The following is a 15,754-nucleotide window of genomic DNA, read 5'->3' as shown; positions in this document are numbered from 1 at the left end:
CTCAGCTGTAGAGGGATCCCGCGTTGATCACCGGCGTGGCACGCTGGTCGCTCGTCAGCACGAGCAGCAGGTTCGAGACCATCTGCGCGCGCCGCTCGTCGTCGAGCGAGACGATGTCCTCGTGCTCGAGACGGGTGAGCGCCTGATCGACCATGGTCACCGCGCCCTCGACGATCTTCTCGCGCGCCGCGATGATCGCGCTCGCCTGCTGGCGCTGCAGCATCGCCTGGGCGATCTCGGGGGCGTAGGCCAGTGACGAGATGCGCACCTCGAGCACCTCGAGACCCGCGATCGCCACGCGCGCCGCGACCTCCTCGGCGAGTTCGGCCGAGACGAGGTCGGTGCTGCCGCGCAGCGACTGCTCGCCCGGACCGGGCTCGTCATAGGGGTGCGTGGTGGCGACGTGGCGCAACGCGGCCTCGGCCTGCGTCTCGATGAACTCGTCGTAGGCCTCGACCGCGAAGACCGCCTTGGCGGTGTCGGCGACCTGCCACACGACGATGGCTGCGATGTGGATCGGGTTGCCGTCGGAGTCGTTGACCTTCAGTTCGTTGGTCTCGAAGTTGTGCACGCGCACCGATACCTTGCGCCCCGTGGTGAAGGGGGCGACGAAGCTGATGCCGTTGTTGCGCACCGTACCGACGTAGCGGCCGAAGAACTGCCGCACCGAGGTCTGGCCGGGCGCGACGATCGTGAACATGGTGAAGACCAGCACCGCCGCGATGACGACCACGATGCCGAGGCCCAGCATCAGCCCGCCCGAGGCCTCGCCCTCGTCGAGCATGAGGCCGCCTCTGATGATGAGCACCCCGCCGCCCGGGATCGCGAGAATGCCGAGCAGGAACGCGGCAATGCCGGCGGCGCTGCCCCGATGCCAGGCGGGGCGCTCGGAGATGTCGACGCGGATGCCGTCGTGGCCGACGGGTTCGGTGGCGACGGGTTCGGGGCTTGCGGTCATAACGGTGCTCCTCTGCTTCCGACCGATAAGTGCTATAAAAACGATATCACTTTTTGGGGGCGCGGACATGGCTCGCGGTCTCGGTGCGGCGCCGGTGCGGTGCGGCGCCGGTGCGGTGAAGCGCCGAATCAGGGTGCGACGGGCTGCCAGGTCCGGTCGAGCGCCTCGCGGAACCACCGCAGGCGGTGCTCGACCGGGGCGTGCGCGGGCATGCCGTCGACGCTCGCGACGACGCGGATCCCGTGCAGCGCGTTCACCGCCCAGATCTCGGCGCGCGCGAGCTCCGCGGGCTTCAGTCGCGCCGGTGTGAGGGAACCCGTGCGGCGCCGCTCGGGCTTGCACCCCACGAGTCGCTGCTGCGCGGCCTCTCGCAGCAGTGACTCGGTCACGGACTCGACACGGTTCCTGCGATCCCTCGCCGAATCCTCGGCGACGTAGTGACCGGACTGGTCCGTGTCGTCGGTCCACCAGATCAGGCTCGTGGTGGCGCCCTCGACCGCGCGACCGCGCGCGTCGAGCAGCAGTGCCTCGGCGCCGAGCTCGCGGTTCAGCTCGGCGAGGCGCGGGATGTTCGGGCCCTTGACCTCCGGGTGTTCGAGGCGCAACCCGCGGGCGGAGCGCAGCTCGATCGTGTCGCCCAGCGCGGGCAGTGGCCGCAGCGAAAGGGCGAATCCGGAATCGCCTCCGGTGCGCTCGGAGCCCCAGAGCTCGAGGCGGGGAAAGCCCTCGCCGTACTCGGCGATGCGGGGCAGGGCTTCGTCAAGGAACAGGTCGATGCGTTCGAGAATCTCGGCTTCGGCGTCGCTCTTCTCGGCGGAGGGCATCTGCTCGAGCACCGAGCGGCGAAAACGACCGAGATGCTTGTCGAGTCCGCGCACCTCGGCGGTGCCCGTGCGCGGGTTCGCTCGCACGCGGAACGAGTCGGCGACGAGTAGCGCGCTCCGCTCGGTGCCGGACCGTGCGTGCTCCTGGGTGCCGTCCGATGCAGCAGTCACGCGTCCCAGACTACTCGCGTGGTGCGGGCAGATGGTGATCCGATCGGCTATGTGCGGGCGCTCGGTAGGGTTATCGGGTGACAGGGAAACTGGTCGGGCCATGCGATGCCGCGGTCGTGGCGCGCCTGCTGGCTGCGAGCGGCAGACCGTGGTGCTGGTTCGACGGTGAGACCGCAGCGCCCGGAGAGCCGCGGGTGAGCTACCTCGGTGTAGCGAGCGAGGTCAGGATCGCCGAGGCCGGCTCCGAGCGCGAGTTCCTGGCCGGTCTGCGAGCCGCACCCGAGGGGCCCGACGCGCCGGCGATGCCGGGCTTGCGCGGCGGATGGGCCGTTGCATTGGGCTACGAGTTCGGCGTCGCGCTGCTGGGGCTGGATCCGGTGCGGGACGCCGGATCCGGGCACCCCGCGCCCGCCTTCGCGCTACGCCTCGCCGGAGTGCTGGCGATCGATCACGACCGCGGGGCCGCGGAGCTGCGAGGTGACACGGCCGCGCTGGAGGCGCTACTGGGCGCTGATCCCGAGCCTTCGCGCGTTCCTTCCTCCGGGGCTCACCCGTATTTCGGATCAGGACTCGGGAATCGGTCCGAAAGAGCGGCCGGCTCCGAAGTTGTGGCGGGTGTCCGGGCCGCGCCGGCGTGGCGGCGCACGGACGCGGATTACGCGCGCGAGGTGGAGGCGTGCAGATCGGCGATCCGCGACGGCGAGGCCTACGTGCTGTGCCTCACAGATACGGCCGAGGTGCGCGGGCGCTTCGACCCGCTCGAGCTGTTCCTGCGGCTCCGTGCCCGGGGCGGGGCTGTACGCGGGGGTGTGATCGCGACGGGGGATCGCGCGCTGGTGAGCGCGAGCCCGGAGCGCTTCCTGAGTGTGCGGGGCCGCCGGATCCTCACCCACCCGATCAAGGGAACCAGGCCACGGGGAGCGGACCCCGAATCCGATCGCGCCCACGCCGAGCAGCTCGCGGCCGATCCCAAGGAGCGCGCCGAGAACCTCATGATCGTCGACCTCATGCGCAACGATCTGGGCCGGGTGTGCGAGCCGGGATCGGTGTGCGTCGAAGGGTTCCTGCGCGTCGAGAGCCACCCGCACGTGCACCAGCTGGTCAGCACGGTCGCGGGAACGCTGCGTGCGGGGGCCGACGTCTTCGACGCGGTCGAGGTCTGCTTCCCCGGCGGATCGATGACCGGGGCGCCGAAACGACGCGCGGTCGAGATCCTCCGCGAGCTGGAGGGCGCGCCGCGGGGGCTCTACTCCGGCTGCTTCGGGTGGGTCGACGACGGGGGCGACGCCGAGCTCGCGATGACGATCCGCAGCGTCGAGCTGCGAGCGGGCGACGGAGCGCCGGGTGTCGCACTGATCGGGGCGGGGGGCGGGATCACGGCCGACTCCGATCCCGCACGCGAGACGGCCGAGAAGCACCTCAAGGCCGCGCCGCTGCTCACCGCGGTCGGCGCGCTCAGCTCGCCCCCGCATCCGCGGTATTCTTGAGGAATGTGTGCGCCCGCGACAGCGGGCGATCCCGAACTCCCCAACGATATCGAGGTGTGTGTGAGCGAGCGGCAAGCCGGCGGCGAGAAGAACGAGGCCGAGCAGCGGGCGCGTGAGGCCGAGGGCTACGACTTCCAGGCGATCCAGGATCGATGGCTCCCCGTCTGGGACGAACTGAAGCCCTTCGAGGTGAGCGGCGACAGCGGCCGCCCGGCGAAGTACGTGCTCGACATGTTCCCCTACCCTTCGGGCGACCTGCACATGGGCCACGCCGAGGCGTTCTGCTTCGGCGACGTGCTCGCGCGCTACTGGCGCGGCCGCGGCTACGACGTGCTGCACCCGATCGGCTGGGACTCCTTCGGGCTCCCGGCTGAGAACGCGGCCATCAAGCGCGGCGTCGACCCCCGCGAGTGGACCTACGCGAACATCGACCAGCAGAAGGCGTCGTTCCGCACCTACGCGCCGTCGTTCGACTGGAGCCGCGTGCTGCACACGAGCGACCCCGAGTACTACAGGTGGAACCAGTGGCTGTTCCTCAAGATGTACGAGAAGGGCCTCGCGTACCGCAAGGCCAGCTGGGTCAACTGGGATCCGGTGGATCAGACCGTGCTCGCCAACGAGCAGGTGCTGGCCGACGGCACCTCCGAGCGCTCCGGCGCCGTGGTAGTGAAGAAGAAGCTGACGCAGTGGTACTTCCGCATCACCGACTACGCGGATCGTCTGCTCGACGACCTCGACCAGCTCGAGGGCAAGTGGCCCACCAAGGTGCTGAACATGCAGCGCAACTGGATCGGCCGCTCGCGCGGCGCGGAGGTCGAGTTCGAGATTGAGGGCCGCGCCGCGAAGGTGCCCGTGTTCACGACGCGCCCAGACACGCTGCACGGCGCGACCTTCATGGTGGTCGCCCCCGACTCGGATCTCGCGGCGGAGCTGGCGGCGGGCGCCTCGCCCGAGGCGCGCATGCAGTTCCAGGCCTACCTCGAGCAGACTCAGAAGCAGACCGAGATCGAGCGCCAGAGCGCCGATCGCGAGAAGACGGGCGTCTTCCTCGACCACTTCGCGGTGAACCCGGTGAACGGCGAGCGTATCCCCGTCTGGGCCTCCGACTACGTGCTCGCGGACTACGGTCACGGCGCGATCATGGCCGTGCCCGCGCACGACCAGCGCGACCTCGACTTCGCGCTCAAGTTCGAGCTGCCCGTGCGCGTCGTGCTCGACGTGCGCGGGGAGGACGGCGCGCAGCTGCCCGATCCCGCCGAGAGCGGGGTCGCGCTCGCGGGCGACGGCACGCTGATCAACTCGGCGGACCTCAACGGCCTCGCGAAGACCGAGGCGATCGCGAAGGCGATCGAGATCCTCGAGCAGCGCGGCACCGGGCGCGCCGCCACCACGTACCGTCTGCGCGACTGGCTGATCTCGCGCCAGCGCTACTGGGGTACGCCGATCCCGATCCTGCACGGCACCGGCGAGCACGACGGCGAGATGAAGCCCGTGCCGCTGGATTCGCTTCCCGTCGAGCTGCCCTCCTCGGAGGGGCTCGATCTCAAGCCGAAGGGCTCGTCGCCGCTCGGCGCCGCGACGGAGTGGGCCTCCGTCGTCGATCCCGAGACCGGTGAGAGCTGGACGCGGGATCCCGACACCATGGACACCTTCGTCGACAGCTCCTGGTACTACCTGCGGTTCCTCTCGGCGAACGACGACACGCAGCCCTTCGACCCCGCCGAGGCGAAGCGCTGGGGCCCGATCGACCAGTACGCCGGCGGCGTGGAGCACGCGATCCTGCACCTGCTCTACTCGCGCTTCATCACCAAGGTGCTGCACGATCTCGGCTACCTCGACTTCGAGGAGCCCTTCACGGCGCTGCTGAACCAGGGCATGGTGCTGCTCGACGGCGCGAAGATGTCGAAGTCGAAGGGCAACCTCGTGGAGTTCGCGAGCGAGCTGCGCGAGCACGGCGCCGATGCGCTGCGCGTGACGCTCGCCTTCGCGGGGCCGCCCGAGGACGACATCGACTGGGCCGACGTGTCGGTGCAGGGCTCGGCGAAGTTCCTGGCGCGCGCCTGGCGCGTCGCTCAAGACGTGCAGAGCGGCGGGGCACCCGTCGGCGCGTCGTTCGACGGCGGCGACGCGGCGCTGCGCAAGCACACGCATCACCTGCTCGCAGACGCTCCCGGGCTGGTCGAGGCCTACAAGTTCAACGTCGTCGTCGCCCGGCTCATGGACCAGGTCAACGTCACGCGCAAGGCCATCGACTCCGGCTGCGGCGTCGCCGACCCGGCTGTGCGCGAGTCAGCCGAGGCGATCGCGGTGATCCTCTCGCTGTTCGCGCCCTACACCGCCGAGGACATGTGGGCGAAGCTCGGGCACGAGCCCACGGTCGCCCTCGCAGAGTGGCCGGCAGCCGATCCGTCGCTGCTCGTCGAAGCCGAGGTGACGATGGTGGTGCAGGTCGACGGCAAGGTGCGGGATCGGCTGACGCTCCCTGCGTCGGTCACCGAGGCCGAGGCCGAGGCCGCCGCGCGAGCCTCGGCGGGCGTGCAGCGCGCGATCGGCGACCGTGAGGTCGTCAACGTGGTGGTGCGCGTGCCGAAGATCGTGAGCATCGCCACGAAGTAGCCTTCCGGCTCAATCAGGCGGCTCGAACTTCGCTCAGATCACGGGGTTTCAGGCTTAGCGGCCGACTTCTCCACAGATTCCGTTATCTGGGCTTCGGGGGTGCTCCACGCGGCTTAGCGTTGCTCCATGAGCCACGTAGAGCAGAGCGAGACCGGGCGCCCGGCGCGAAGCGCCAGACGGTGGAGCCCGGAGGCCGTGCTGGAGCGCGGGCGGTGGCGTGAGCAACCGCCCGCGGGCAAAGGGTCGGCGTCTCCTCCAGTGCTCGAGCAGGAGGAACGCGCCGACGTGCGGCGGCGGCTGAGTCGCGCGGTCGCGGTACCGCTGCTCGCGGGTACCGCCGTGTTCGTGCTCGCGGTGCTGATCGCGATCCTCGCGGTGGTGCTGCGACCCGACGCGGGAGGCGCGGAACTGCTCGCGGGGGAGGGCACCCGAGAACCGGTCGTCGAGGAGCCGGGCATGTCGGCGGCCGTGTCGTCGCCGGGAGCCGATGCGAGTGATTCGTCCGTCTACGTGCACGTGGTGGGCGAGGTCGTGCGCCCCGGCGTGGTCGAGGTCGACGGCGGCACCCGAGTGGCCGAGGCCATCGAGGCGGCCGGGGGCGCCACTGATGCGGCGATGCTCTCCGCGGTCAATCTCGCCCGGGTCGTCGTCGACGGCGAGCAGATCCTCGTGCCCGACGCCGAGCAGGCGCATGCAGGGGTGCCGGCCGGCCCAGGGCTGGGGACGGGTGCCGGTGCCGGATCCGGTACCGCCGCGGGCGCGGCGGCGACTGGCCCACTGGACCTCAACACGGCCGACACAGCGGCGCTGGAGACGCTGCCGCGGGTCGGTCCGGCGCTCGCGCAGCGCATCATCGAGTGGCGCACCGCCAACGGCCGATTCGATTCGGTGGAGCAGCTGCTCGAGGTGCCTGGGATCGGTTCGAAGACTCTCGAGGGCTTCCGCGATCTGGTGCGCGTATGAGCGGTCGTGAGCGGGAGCAGGCGGTACGCGCGGCTGGGGCCGGCGCAGCCTGGCGCGCGCGTTCGCCGCCCGGCACCTGGCGCCTGTTCGGGCCCGCCCTGGCGGTGTGGGCCTGCGCCGCCTTCGGCGTGTCCCATCCGGGCAGCGGTCGGATCCTCGCGTTGGCCGCTGGCGGCGCGGGAGTGTGCGCGATCGCCATCGCGCTCGTCGCGGCCCGCAGGAGGGACAGCGGAACCGCCGGCGCGGTAGCCGTGGGAACCGCGGCTTGCTCGGTCCTTCGGCACGGCGCGGTGGTGCTCGCGACGCTCGTGCTGCTCGGCACCGTCATCGACTCGGGGGAGCGGGTGCGCGCCGACCCGGCGCTCGCGCAGGCCGCAGACGAGCGTCGCGCGCTGGACCTGGAGGTGGTGCTGCGCGGGTTTCCGAAGGCTCAGGTGTCGGCCTTCGGAGGGGCGCGCAGCTGGGTGCAGTCCGAGGCGCGGGGTGAAGCTGGAGCGGTGCCCGTGGTGCTCTGGCTCGACGAGCAACCGCGCGCCGCGGATTGGGCGCCCGGTGCGCGGTTGACGGTACGCGGCGAGCCGGTGCTGCTGGAGCCCGGGTCCGCGGCCGCGTACGGAATCGGGGTGACGCAGGTGGGGCGCCAGGCGCCCGAGAGCCTGATCGAGCGCGCCGTCGACGTCACCGGCGGCATCGCCGCCCGCTTGCGCGCGCACCTGCGCGACGCGGCGGCGGCGACGCCGCACGCGGCACTCGTGCCCGGCCTCGCGGTGGGGGACACCTCGCTCGTCGGCGAACAGGTGCAGCTGCGCATGCAGCAGAGCTCGCTCACGCACCTCGTGGCGGTCTCCGGGGCGAACTGCGCGCTCGTGACCGGCGCGGCGATCTGGTGCGCGGGCCGTCTCGGGGCCGGGCGGCGAGCGAGGATCCTCCTCGCCGCAGCCATGCTGACCGGGTTCGTGCTGGTGGTCGGGCCCGATGCCAGCGTGCAGCGAGCCGCCCTGATGGCCGTCGTCGTACTGGCCTCCGCGTTCGGCGGCAAACGGGCCGTCTCGCTTCCGGCCCTCGGCGCGGCGATGCTCGTGATGCTGCTCGCGGACCCCTGGCAGGCTCTGCAGCCCGGTTTCGCGCTCTCGGTGGCTGCGACCGCGGGGATCCTGCTGCTCGTGCCCGAGATCGAACGCCTGTTCCGTCGTGTGCTCCCGGTGCCGCGCTGGGCCGTGCTCCCGGTCGCCGTCGCGCTGTCGGCGCAGCTCGCCTGCGGCCCGCTGCTGCTGTTCCTGCAGCCGGGAATTCCCGCGGTCGGCGTACTCGCCAACGTGGTCGCCGGCCCGGCCGCACCGATCGGCACGGGCCTCGGTCTGCTCGCGCTCGTGATCCTGCCGTTCTCGGCCGCCGCGGGGGAGTGCGCGGTGATGCTCGCCGGCCTCCCGGCGCGCTGGATCTCGGCCACCGCCGAGGTCGCGGCGCGGCTCCCGTTATCGACCTGGCCCTGGCCCGAAGGGTGGCCGGGCGCACTGCTGCTCGCGGCAGTCGAGTCGGCCGTGCTCGTCGCTGGGGCGCTCGCGAGCCGCAGAGTCCGCCTGCCCGAGGACCGCGAGGCGGGCCGGGTTCCCTGGGCGGGGACGCGCAGGCTCTCGGTGCGGGGCCGCGCACTCGTCGCCGGCCTGCTCTGCGCGTCGGCCGGCGCCTTCACCGGGCCGGTGCTCATCGCGCCCGCGGTCGACAGGATTGGAACGCCGGACGATTGGAGCATCGTCGCCTGCGATGTCGGCCAGGGGGACGCCGTGCTGCTGCGAGATCCCTCCAGCCCTGAGGGGGTCATGCTGGTCGACACCGGCGACGACCCGGAGTCGCTGCGCACGTGCCTCGATCGCTTCGGCGTGCGACGCCTCGCCCTGCTCGTGCTCACGCACGACGACCGCGACCACGTGGGCGCGCTGGGCGAGGTGCTCGATCTCGCCGACGCCGCGCTCGTGGCCCCCGAGAACCGAGCGGACGGTTCCGACAGACCCGTGCTCGCACAGCTTCGCGATGCCGGCGTTCCGTATCGGGTCGGGGCTGCGGGGCAGCGCGGCGGGAACGACGGGCTCGCGTACGAGGTGCTCGCTCCCCGGGCCGGCAGCGTGCCCGCCGACACGAACGCCGCGAGCCTCGTGCTCCGGGTGCGGGCCGGGGGCGTCACGGCGCTGCTGCTGGCCGACACGGGAGAGGACGAGCAGCGGGTGCTCCGGGCGGGCGGCGTCGACCTCTCGGCGGGGGTGGTGAAGGTGGCGCATCACGGCAGCCGCGACCAGGATCACGCCCTCGCGGGCGCTGCCGGGGCGGAACTCGCGCTCATCTCGGTCGGCGCAGACAACAGCTACGGTCACCCCGCGATGGACACGGTGGCGGCGTTCGAGCGAGCGGGAACCCGCACCCTGCGCACTGATCGCCACGGCTCACTCGCCGTCAGCGGTACGCCGGGTGCGCTCCGGGTCTGGGCCGAGCGCGCCGTCCCCGTCGGCCGTGACGACTAGGGTTGAAGGGTGGCAGCAGCAAGAGGCTCGAAGAGCAAGATCCCGCAGATCGACTGGACCGACGCTCGCCCCGAGCCGGTCGTGCTGATCAGCGGGCCCGAGACCTTTCTCGCCGACCGCGCCGGTCAGGCGATCCGCGCCGCGCTGCTCGAAGCGCACAGCGATCTCGAGGTGCACGACGTCGACGCCGCCTCGTACACCGCGGGCGAGCTCTTCACCATCGCGAGTCCCTCGCTGTTCGCCGAGCCGAGGCTCATCCGGGTCGAGGGCGTCGAGAAGTGCTCCGACGCCTTTCTCGAGGACGCGAAGCGCTACGTCGCCGAGCCCGCCGACGACACCACGCTCGTACTGCGGCACGCGGGCGGGCAGCGGGGCAAGGCGCTACTCGACCTGGTGCGCGGCGGCGCGGGCGGCGTCGAGGTCGTCTGCGCCGAGGTGAAGAAGGATCAGGATCGCCTGGCCTTCGCCCAGGCCGAGTTCCGTCGACTGGGCGCGCAGATCACCCCCGGCGCCCTGCGCATGATGGTCGCGGCTTATTCCGGGGGCATCGGCGAGCTCGCGGGCGCCTGCGCGCAGCTCGTATCCGACGCGGGTGCGCGCCTCACCGAAGAGGAGGTGACCCGCGCCACCGAGGGGCGGGTCGAGACCAACGCGTTCAAGGTCGCGGATGCGGCGACCGCCGGTCGGGGCGCCGAGGCGCTTGTGCTGCTGCGCCAGGCGCTCTCGACCGGCACCGATCCGATCCCCATGCTCGCCGCGCTCAATATGAAGGTGCGCGCGATGGCCCGCGTCTACGGTGCGGTCGGTTCGAGCGGGCAGCTCGCCAAGGACCTCGGCATGGCGCCCTGGCAGGTGGATCGGGCGCTGCGCGAGGTGCGGGGCTGGCGCGAGGAGGACCTCGCGAGGTGCATCGACCTCGCCGCCGAGACCGAGTGGCTGCTCAAGGGAGGCAGCCGCGATCCCGAGTACGCGCTCGAGAAGTACCTGCTGTTCGTGGCGAAGCGCGGGCGGTGACCAGCGGGATGCAACACGAAAGGCCCCGCCGGAGCGGGGCCTTTCGTGAAACTGCGGGGTGCGAGTCGCTTAGAGCGCGGCGACCTTCGTCGCAAGCTTCGACTTGCGGTTCGCGGCCTGGTTCTTGTGGATGACACCCTTCGAGACGGCCTTGTCGAGCTTCTTGCTGGCGACGGCGAGCTTCTGCTCGGCCGCGGCCTTGTCGCCCGCGGCGATGGCCTCGCGAGTGGCGCGCACGAGGGTGCGGAGCTCGCTCTTGTAGGCCTTGTTGCGCTCGGTCGCCTTGCGGTTGGTCTTGATGCGCTTGATCTGCGACTTGATGTTTGCCACTGTGAGTGGTCTCCTTCTAGATAAGAACTGACGGGTTGTTCCGCTCGGTGAGAGAGGGCACCTCGCGGACTGTGTGGATTTGACCACACGCAAGCCAAGAGTCGAGTTTAGCAGAGTCGGGCTCGAACGGGCGAGACCGACACGGTCGACTCCGGGATGACCTCGTCGCCCACGCGGACAGTGCCGGGAAGCCCCTCGTGCGAGGCCGGGAGGAGCAGCCTGCCGAGCGTCGGCTCGCTCTGCCCGAGGCGCTGCGTGAGCGTTGTGAGGATCCGCGCGTCGCGCACGCCGCTATCGGGGTTCGCGTGGGTCGCGAGGCACCGCACGATGGGCCCCTCGGTGCGGAACACGATGCCGCCGATGCGCACCGTCCCGCTCCAGGTGAGCTCCTCCCAAGCCTCGACGCCGTCGATGACGATGTTGGATCGGAACCTGCGGTCGTCGACGGGCGCTCCGGGCGCCTCGAGCGCCGTGCTCAGATCGGCGACGCTCGCGCGGCTGTGGATCGAGACGTAGCCGCGCGGGCGATCCTGGAAGCGGGATCGCACACCGTCCCCGACCAGTTCGAGGGGGAGTCTGCCGGGTCGGCGCAGTCGCGCCCCCTCCGCGGAATCGAGCACGAAAGCGGTGACCGAATCGACGAGCGCTCGGCGGCCCTCCGGATCGAGCCCCTCGTCGGCCAGCACCTCCGCGCCGTGCAGGATGCGCACGCGCAGGGCGTTCTCGTCGTACCGTAGGCGCAGAGCGGCGAGTGAAGGAAAGTCCTGCAGCGCCAGCCCCTTCGCCTTGGGCCAGTAGTCGAGGCCGTCGCGCTGCTCGGGGGAGACGGCGTCGGCGAAGCGGAAGGCCAGCACGCGATCTCCGGCGACGCGACCGTCGGGCTGCACGGTGAGGGCATCCACGGCTTCCGGGGTGAACCCCTTCACGGGGTAGCGGTAGAGGGCGACGACGCGGGGCATGGATCCGATTCTCCCAGGAGGCCGCGCGATTCGCGCAACCAAATGCTCTCGCTACCGCGAGTCGTCGAGCTGCAGCCGATAGCCCATGCCCGGCTCGGTCAGCAGGTACCGGGGATGCGAGGGATCGGGCTCCAGCTTCTTCCGCAGCTGCGCGAGGTATAGGCGCAGGTACCCCGTGTCCCTGGCGGGTTCGGCGCCCCAGATGCGGGTGAGCAGCATCTGCCGCGTCACGAGCCTGCCCGCGTTGCGGATCAGCAGCTCGATGATCAGCCACTCCGTCGGTGTGAGTCGGATCCGGCGCTCCTCGTCGCCCGCGGTGTCGACGACCGTGTGCGCCGCGAGATCGACGGTGACGGTGCCCAGTCGCGCCGCGGGGGCCTCCTGCACCGCTTCGTGCCCGGGCTGTCGGCGTGTGAGGGCACGGATCCTGGCGAGCAGCTCCTCGATCGAGAAGGGTTTGACGACGTAGTCGTCGGCGCCCGCGTCGAGCGCCTCGACCTTGTCCGAGGATCCGGCGCGCCCCGACACGACCAGCACGGGCATCTCCGACCACCCGCGGATCGCACGGATCACGTCGACCCCTTCGAGCCGGGGCATGCCGAGATCGAGCAGCAGGAGGTCGGGTCGCCGATCCGCGACCATCGACACGGTCTCCGAGCCGTCGGCGGCGGTGAGCACCTCGTACCCCTTCGCGGTGAGGGTGATGCGCAGCGCACGGAGCAGCCGCGGGTCGTCGTCGGCGATGAGGATCTTCACGGTGTCACCCTCTCGTGGGACGGCGGGGTCGCGGCCGGCAGCGATACCACCATCGTGAGACCGGTGCCGGGTGTCTGCTCGGGGCGGAGCTCGCCGCGCATCGCCTCGACGAAACCGCGGGCGAGCGCGAGGCCGAGCCCCAGGCCCGTGGTGTTGTCGGTGTCGCCGAGACGCTGGAACGGCATGAACACCTCGTCGCGGCGGTGCTCGGGGATGCCGGGGCCGTGATCCACGACGCGGATCTCGAGCCGGTCGCCGGTGACCGCGGTCTCGACGCGCACCGCAGCCCCGGCCGGCGAGTGGCGAACCGCGTTGGTGAGCAGGTTCACGAGCGTGCGCTGCAGCAGCGCCGGGTCGCAGATCAGCTCGGCATCGCCGTGATCGAGTGCCAGCTCGACATCGCTCGAGCCGAGTTGCAGCTCATCGAGCGCGGGCAGGATCGCCTCCGCGGGATCCGTGGCGATCTCGGCGACGGAGATCACGCCCGCCTGGAGCCGACTCGCGTCGAGCAGATCGGTGACGAGTGCGCCGAGCGCGGCGAGGCTCTCATCGGCCGTCTCGAGCAGCGCCCGACGATCCTCTTCCGAGAGCTCCGAGCCCGCGGCGCGCAGCCCGCCCACCGAGGCGGAGGCGGCGGCGAGCGGTCTGCGCAGGTCATGGCTCAGCGCGGACAGCAGCGCGCCGCGCAGGCGATCCGAGTCGGTGACCGTCTCGAACTCGTCGACGGTCACCGCGAGGCGGCGGCGCGTGCGCGCGTTGCGGCCGACCACGATACTGACGAGCACCGCGATCGCGATGTGCAGCAGCAGCACGAGCACGTGGATCGGGTCGGCGATCGTGATCTCGCGGTAGGGCACGATGAACGTGAGATCGATTACGACACCGGAGAAGAGGGCCGCGAAGAGCGCCGGCCAGATACCCCCGAGCAGGGCGACGGCGACGACGAGCAGCTGGTAGCTGAGCACCTCGAGCGCCGTGGTCTCAGCCCCGTGCAGCGAGCGGAGGGGGACGAGCAGCAGCAGCCCGCCCGCGAGCGCGAGGGCGAACCCCGAGAGCTGGCGGGCCAGGCTCAGACCGCGCTGCTCGCTCATCTCGTCCTCGCTCTCATCGGTCGCAACAAGCGTATGCCGTCGCGGCGCGGCGCGCAGGATCAGGCGGCGTGCACCCATGGCCTTCGCCTCTGATCCGGCTCGGCCTCCCTGATCACCTCGCGTGTCATCGGGGCGATCTCGCCGTCGCCGAGGAACAGGAATCTGATGAGGTGGTGCAGCGGGTGGCCCTCGGTCCAGCGGAAGTAGACGTGAGGGGTGCAGTCGACCTCGCGGCGCAGGTGCAGCGCGATGGCGGCGATCCCGTTCGCCACGGTGCTGCCCCGCGCGGTGAGGATGCGGAACCCGTGCCGCTCGACCCCGTGCACGACCAGCTCGTCTTCGAAGTCCGAGCTGTCGTACACCTCGATCTCGATGAACAGCACGTCGTCGTCGGGGAGATCGTGCGCGACCCGCGCGTGCTTCAGCTTGGCGCGGTAGCGCTCGGCGCTCACGTCGTTCGGAGTGTGCGCGATGAGCCGGAGCACACGATCCGATCGCGCTTCGACCATGGCGGCCGCGGCCGCGTCGAGTCGCACCGAGGTGGCGCGCAGCTCGGTGGAGCGTGCCACGCGGGATACGAAGCTCACGACGACGATGCCGACGATGAAGCAGGCCGCGATCTTGATGCCGTCGGGACGCTCGATGATGTTCGCGATCGTCGTGTACAGGAACACCGCGGTCGCGATCCCGAACCCGATGGCGGCCCGGCGCTGGCGCCGGCGTCGCGCGACGAGGGTGACCGCGATCGCGGCGGAGGTGATGAGCACCAGCACACCCGTCGCGTAGGCGCCGCCCTGCGCGTTCACGTCCGCCTGGAACAGGACGGTGATCAGGAAGGCGATGCCGGTGAAGACCAGCACGAGGGGGCGGGTCGCCCTCGTCCACGCGGGCGCCATCCCGTAGTGGGGCAGGTAGCGCGGCACGAGGTTCAGCAGACCGGCCATGGCCGAGGCGCCGGCGAACCAGAGGATGGCGATGGTGATCAGGTCGTAGGCCGTGCCGAAGCCCTCGCCGAGGTAGGCGTGCGCGAGATAGGCGAGGGCGCGGCCGTTCGCGGATCCGCCCGCCTCGAACTCTCCGGCGGGGATGAGCGCCACGGTGGCGATCGACGAGGTGATCAGGAAGCCGCTCATGATGAGGGCCGAGGTGGTGAGGAGCCTGCGTGCGCCCCTGATGCGGCCGACGGGCCGCTCCTCCGTGTCGCCCTCATCGCCCCGGATCTGCGGCATCACCGCGACGCCGGTCTCGAAGCCGGACAGGCCGAGCGCGAGCTTCGGGAACACGATGAGCGCGACCGCGATGACGAGCAGGGGGTCGCCGTGCTGCGTGGTCAGCGCGCCCCACCAGTCGCCGAGCGCGACGGGACTCTCGACGAGGTGCGCGACGGCGACCGCGAGCACGACGAGGTTGAGGGTCAGGAACGCCGCGACGAGCACGGTCGCGAGCCGGATCGCCTCGCGGAACCCGCGCAGGAAGACGCCGCCGAGCGCCGCGAGCAGCACGAGCGTGACGATCACGTTCTGCCCGTGCAGCGGCTCGGGCGCGAAGGGGTTCTCGATGAGGTGCGCGGTCGCGTCGGCGGTCGAGAGCGTGATCGTGATGATGAAGTCGGTGGCCGCGAAGCCGAGCAGCACGAGCACGGCGAGCTTGCCGCGCCAGCGGGGGAGCAGCTTCGCCAAGATCGAGATGGAGCCGGTACCGTGCGGGCTCTCCTGCGCCACCCTGCGGTAGATGGGCAGGGCGCAGAGCAGGGTGACCGCGACCAGCACGATGGTCGCGATGGGCGCCACGGCCCCCGCCGCGAGAGCCGCGATCGCCGGCTGGTAGCCGAGCGTGGAGAAGTAGTCGACGCCGGTGAGGCACATCACGCGCAGCCAGTGCGCCCGGCGCCGGCCCTCCGGGCGTCCGTGCGGCCCGGTCTGGCGCCCCGGCGACTCCGCGGTGTCGGCGAGCAGCCAGCGGCCCAGGGCCCGACCGCGCCGCGGCTCCGGAGCCTGCTCGGAGGCCCGGTCGGTGCTCGGAGTTCTCTCGAGTGACGAGACCGTCGATGTGTGCTTCACCCCTCCATA

General features: G+C 71.3%; 12 protein-coding genes. 5 read left to right on the top strand and 7 right to left on the bottom strand.

The genetic code is table 11. The annotated features are described in order from the left end of the window. Window position 1 precedes the first annotated feature (1 nt). Together AC0KXF_RS01610 and AC0KXF_RS01605 are read right to left on the bottom strand one after the other, a co-directional pair. Entirely contained in the window at window positions 2-958 is a 957-nt protein-coding gene (locus tag AC0KXF_RS01610) for an SPFH domain-containing protein (protein WP_473107532.1), read from the bottom strand. Window positions 959-1,086: 128 nt separating this feature from the next. Then, window positions 1,087-1,953 (bottom strand): aminotransferase class IV, encoded by an 867-nt coding sequence (locus AC0KXF_RS01605; protein ID WP_473107531.1) that lies wholly within the window; start codon window positions 1,951-1,953, stop codon window positions 1,087-1,089. 77 nt (window positions 1,954-2,030) lie between these two features. Here AC0KXF_RS01605 and AC0KXF_RS01600 point away from each other — a divergent pair, with 77 nt between their 5' ends. The 5 genes from AC0KXF_RS01600 (at window position 2,031) to holA (ending at window position 10,549) form a co-directional block, all read left to right on the top strand. After that, window positions 2,031-3,440, top strand: a complete 1,410-nt coding sequence (locus AC0KXF_RS01600) for an anthranilate synthase component I family protein (protein ID WP_473107530.1) — start codon at window positions 2,031-2,033, stop codon at window positions 3,438-3,440. 3 nt (window positions 3,441-3,443) lie between these two features. Beyond that, window positions 3,444-6,056: a leucine--tRNA ligase gene (gene leuS / locus AC0KXF_RS01595; protein ID WP_473107529.1), complete on the top strand. Its 2,613-nt coding sequence runs from the start codon at window positions 3,444-3,446 to the stop codon at window positions 6,054-6,056. A 126-nt stretch (window positions 6,057-6,182) separates the two neighbouring features. Then, complete coding sequence (locus AC0KXF_RS01590; RefSeq protein WP_473107528.1) at window positions 6,183-7,019, top strand: ComEA family DNA-binding protein; 837 nt, start codon at window positions 6,183-6,185, stop codon at window positions 7,017-7,019. Further along, on the top strand, window positions 7,016-9,535 hold the full coding sequence (locus tag AC0KXF_RS01585) for a ComEC/Rec2 family competence protein (protein WP_473107527.1): 2,520 nt from the start codon (window positions 7,016-7,018) through the stop codon (window positions 9,533-9,535). Before AC0KXF_RS01590 ends, AC0KXF_RS01585 begins: the two co-directional genes overlap by 4 nt. Window positions 9,536-9,544: 9 nt before the next feature. After that, window positions 9,545-10,549: a DNA polymerase III subunit delta gene (holA, locus tag AC0KXF_RS01580; protein ID WP_473107526.1), complete on the top strand. Its 1,005-nt coding sequence runs from the start codon at window positions 9,545-9,547 to the stop codon at window positions 10,547-10,549. Window positions 10,550-10,618: 69 nt separating this feature from the next. Here holA and rpsT read toward each other — a convergent pair whose 3' ends face one another. The 5 genes from rpsT to AC0KXF_RS01555 all read right to left on the bottom strand — a co-directional run bounded on the left by rpsT (window position 10,619) and on the right by AC0KXF_RS01555 (window position 15,550). Beyond that, the gene (gene rpsT / locus AC0KXF_RS01575; RefSeq protein WP_223044060.1) at window positions 10,619-10,879 is read right to left on the bottom strand and encodes a 30S ribosomal protein S20; all 261 of its coding nucleotides are present in this window, start codon (window positions 10,877-10,879) and stop codon (window positions 10,619-10,621) included. 107 nt (window positions 10,880-10,986) lie between these two features. After that, window positions 10,987-11,838 carry an MOSC domain-containing protein gene (locus AC0KXF_RS01570; protein WP_473107525.1) on the bottom strand — a complete coding sequence of 284 codons (852 nt, stop codon included), beginning with the start codon at window positions 11,836-11,838 and terminating at the stop codon, window positions 10,987-10,989. Between the two features lie 51 nt (window positions 11,839-11,889). Further along, the gene (locus tag AC0KXF_RS01565) at window positions 11,890-12,594 is read right to left on the bottom strand and encodes a response regulator (protein ID WP_473107524.1); all 705 of its coding nucleotides are present in this window, start codon (window positions 12,592-12,594) and stop codon (window positions 11,890-11,892) included. Beyond that, window positions 12,591-13,763 carry a sensor histidine kinase gene (locus AC0KXF_RS01560; RefSeq protein ID WP_473107523.1) on the bottom strand — a complete coding sequence of 391 codons (1,173 nt, stop codon included), beginning with the start codon at window positions 13,761-13,763 and terminating at the stop codon, window positions 12,591-12,593. The genes AC0KXF_RS01565 and AC0KXF_RS01560 overlap by 4 nt, the downstream gene beginning before the upstream one ends. Then, entirely contained in the window at window positions 13,745-15,550 is a 1,806-nt protein-coding gene (locus AC0KXF_RS01555) for an APC family permease (protein WP_473107885.1), read from the bottom strand. The genes AC0KXF_RS01560 and AC0KXF_RS01555 overlap by 19 nt, the downstream gene beginning before the upstream one ends. Between the last annotated feature and the right edge of the window lie 204 nt (window positions 15,551-15,754).

This window comes from Leucobacter holotrichiae (assembly GCF_055791005.1).
This window is presented reverse-complemented; position numbering and strand designations above follow the sequence as displayed.

Bases quoted from the DNA above. Each gene is read 5' to 3' on its own strand.
- AC0KXF_RS01610 (WP_473107532.1), bottom strand. From the start codon at position 958: ATGACCGCAAGCCCCGAACCCGTCGCCACCGAACCCGTCGGCCACGAC.
- leuS (WP_473107529.1), top strand. From the start codon at position 3,444: ATGTGTGCGCCCGCGACAGCGGGCGATCCCGAACTCCCCAACGATATC.
- AC0KXF_RS01590 (WP_473107528.1), top strand. From the start codon at position 6,183: ATGAGCCACGTAGAGCAGAGCGAGACCGGGCGCCCGGCGCGAAGCGCC.
- AC0KXF_RS01585 (WP_473107527.1), top strand. From the start codon at position 7,016: ATGAGCGGTCGTGAGCGGGAGCAGGCGGTACGCGCGGCTGGGGCCGGC.
- AC0KXF_RS01570 (WP_473107525.1), bottom strand. From the start codon at position 11,838: ATGCCCCGCGTCGTCGCCCTCTACCGCTACCCCGTGAAGGGGTTCACC.
- AC0KXF_RS01560 (WP_473107523.1), bottom strand. From the start codon at position 13,763: ATGGGTGCACGCCGCCTGATCCTGCGCGCCGCGCCGCGACGGCATACG.
- AC0KXF_RS01555 (WP_473107885.1), bottom strand. From the start codon at position 15,550: ATGTGCCTCACCGGCGTCGACTACTTCTCCACGCTCGGCTACCAGCCG.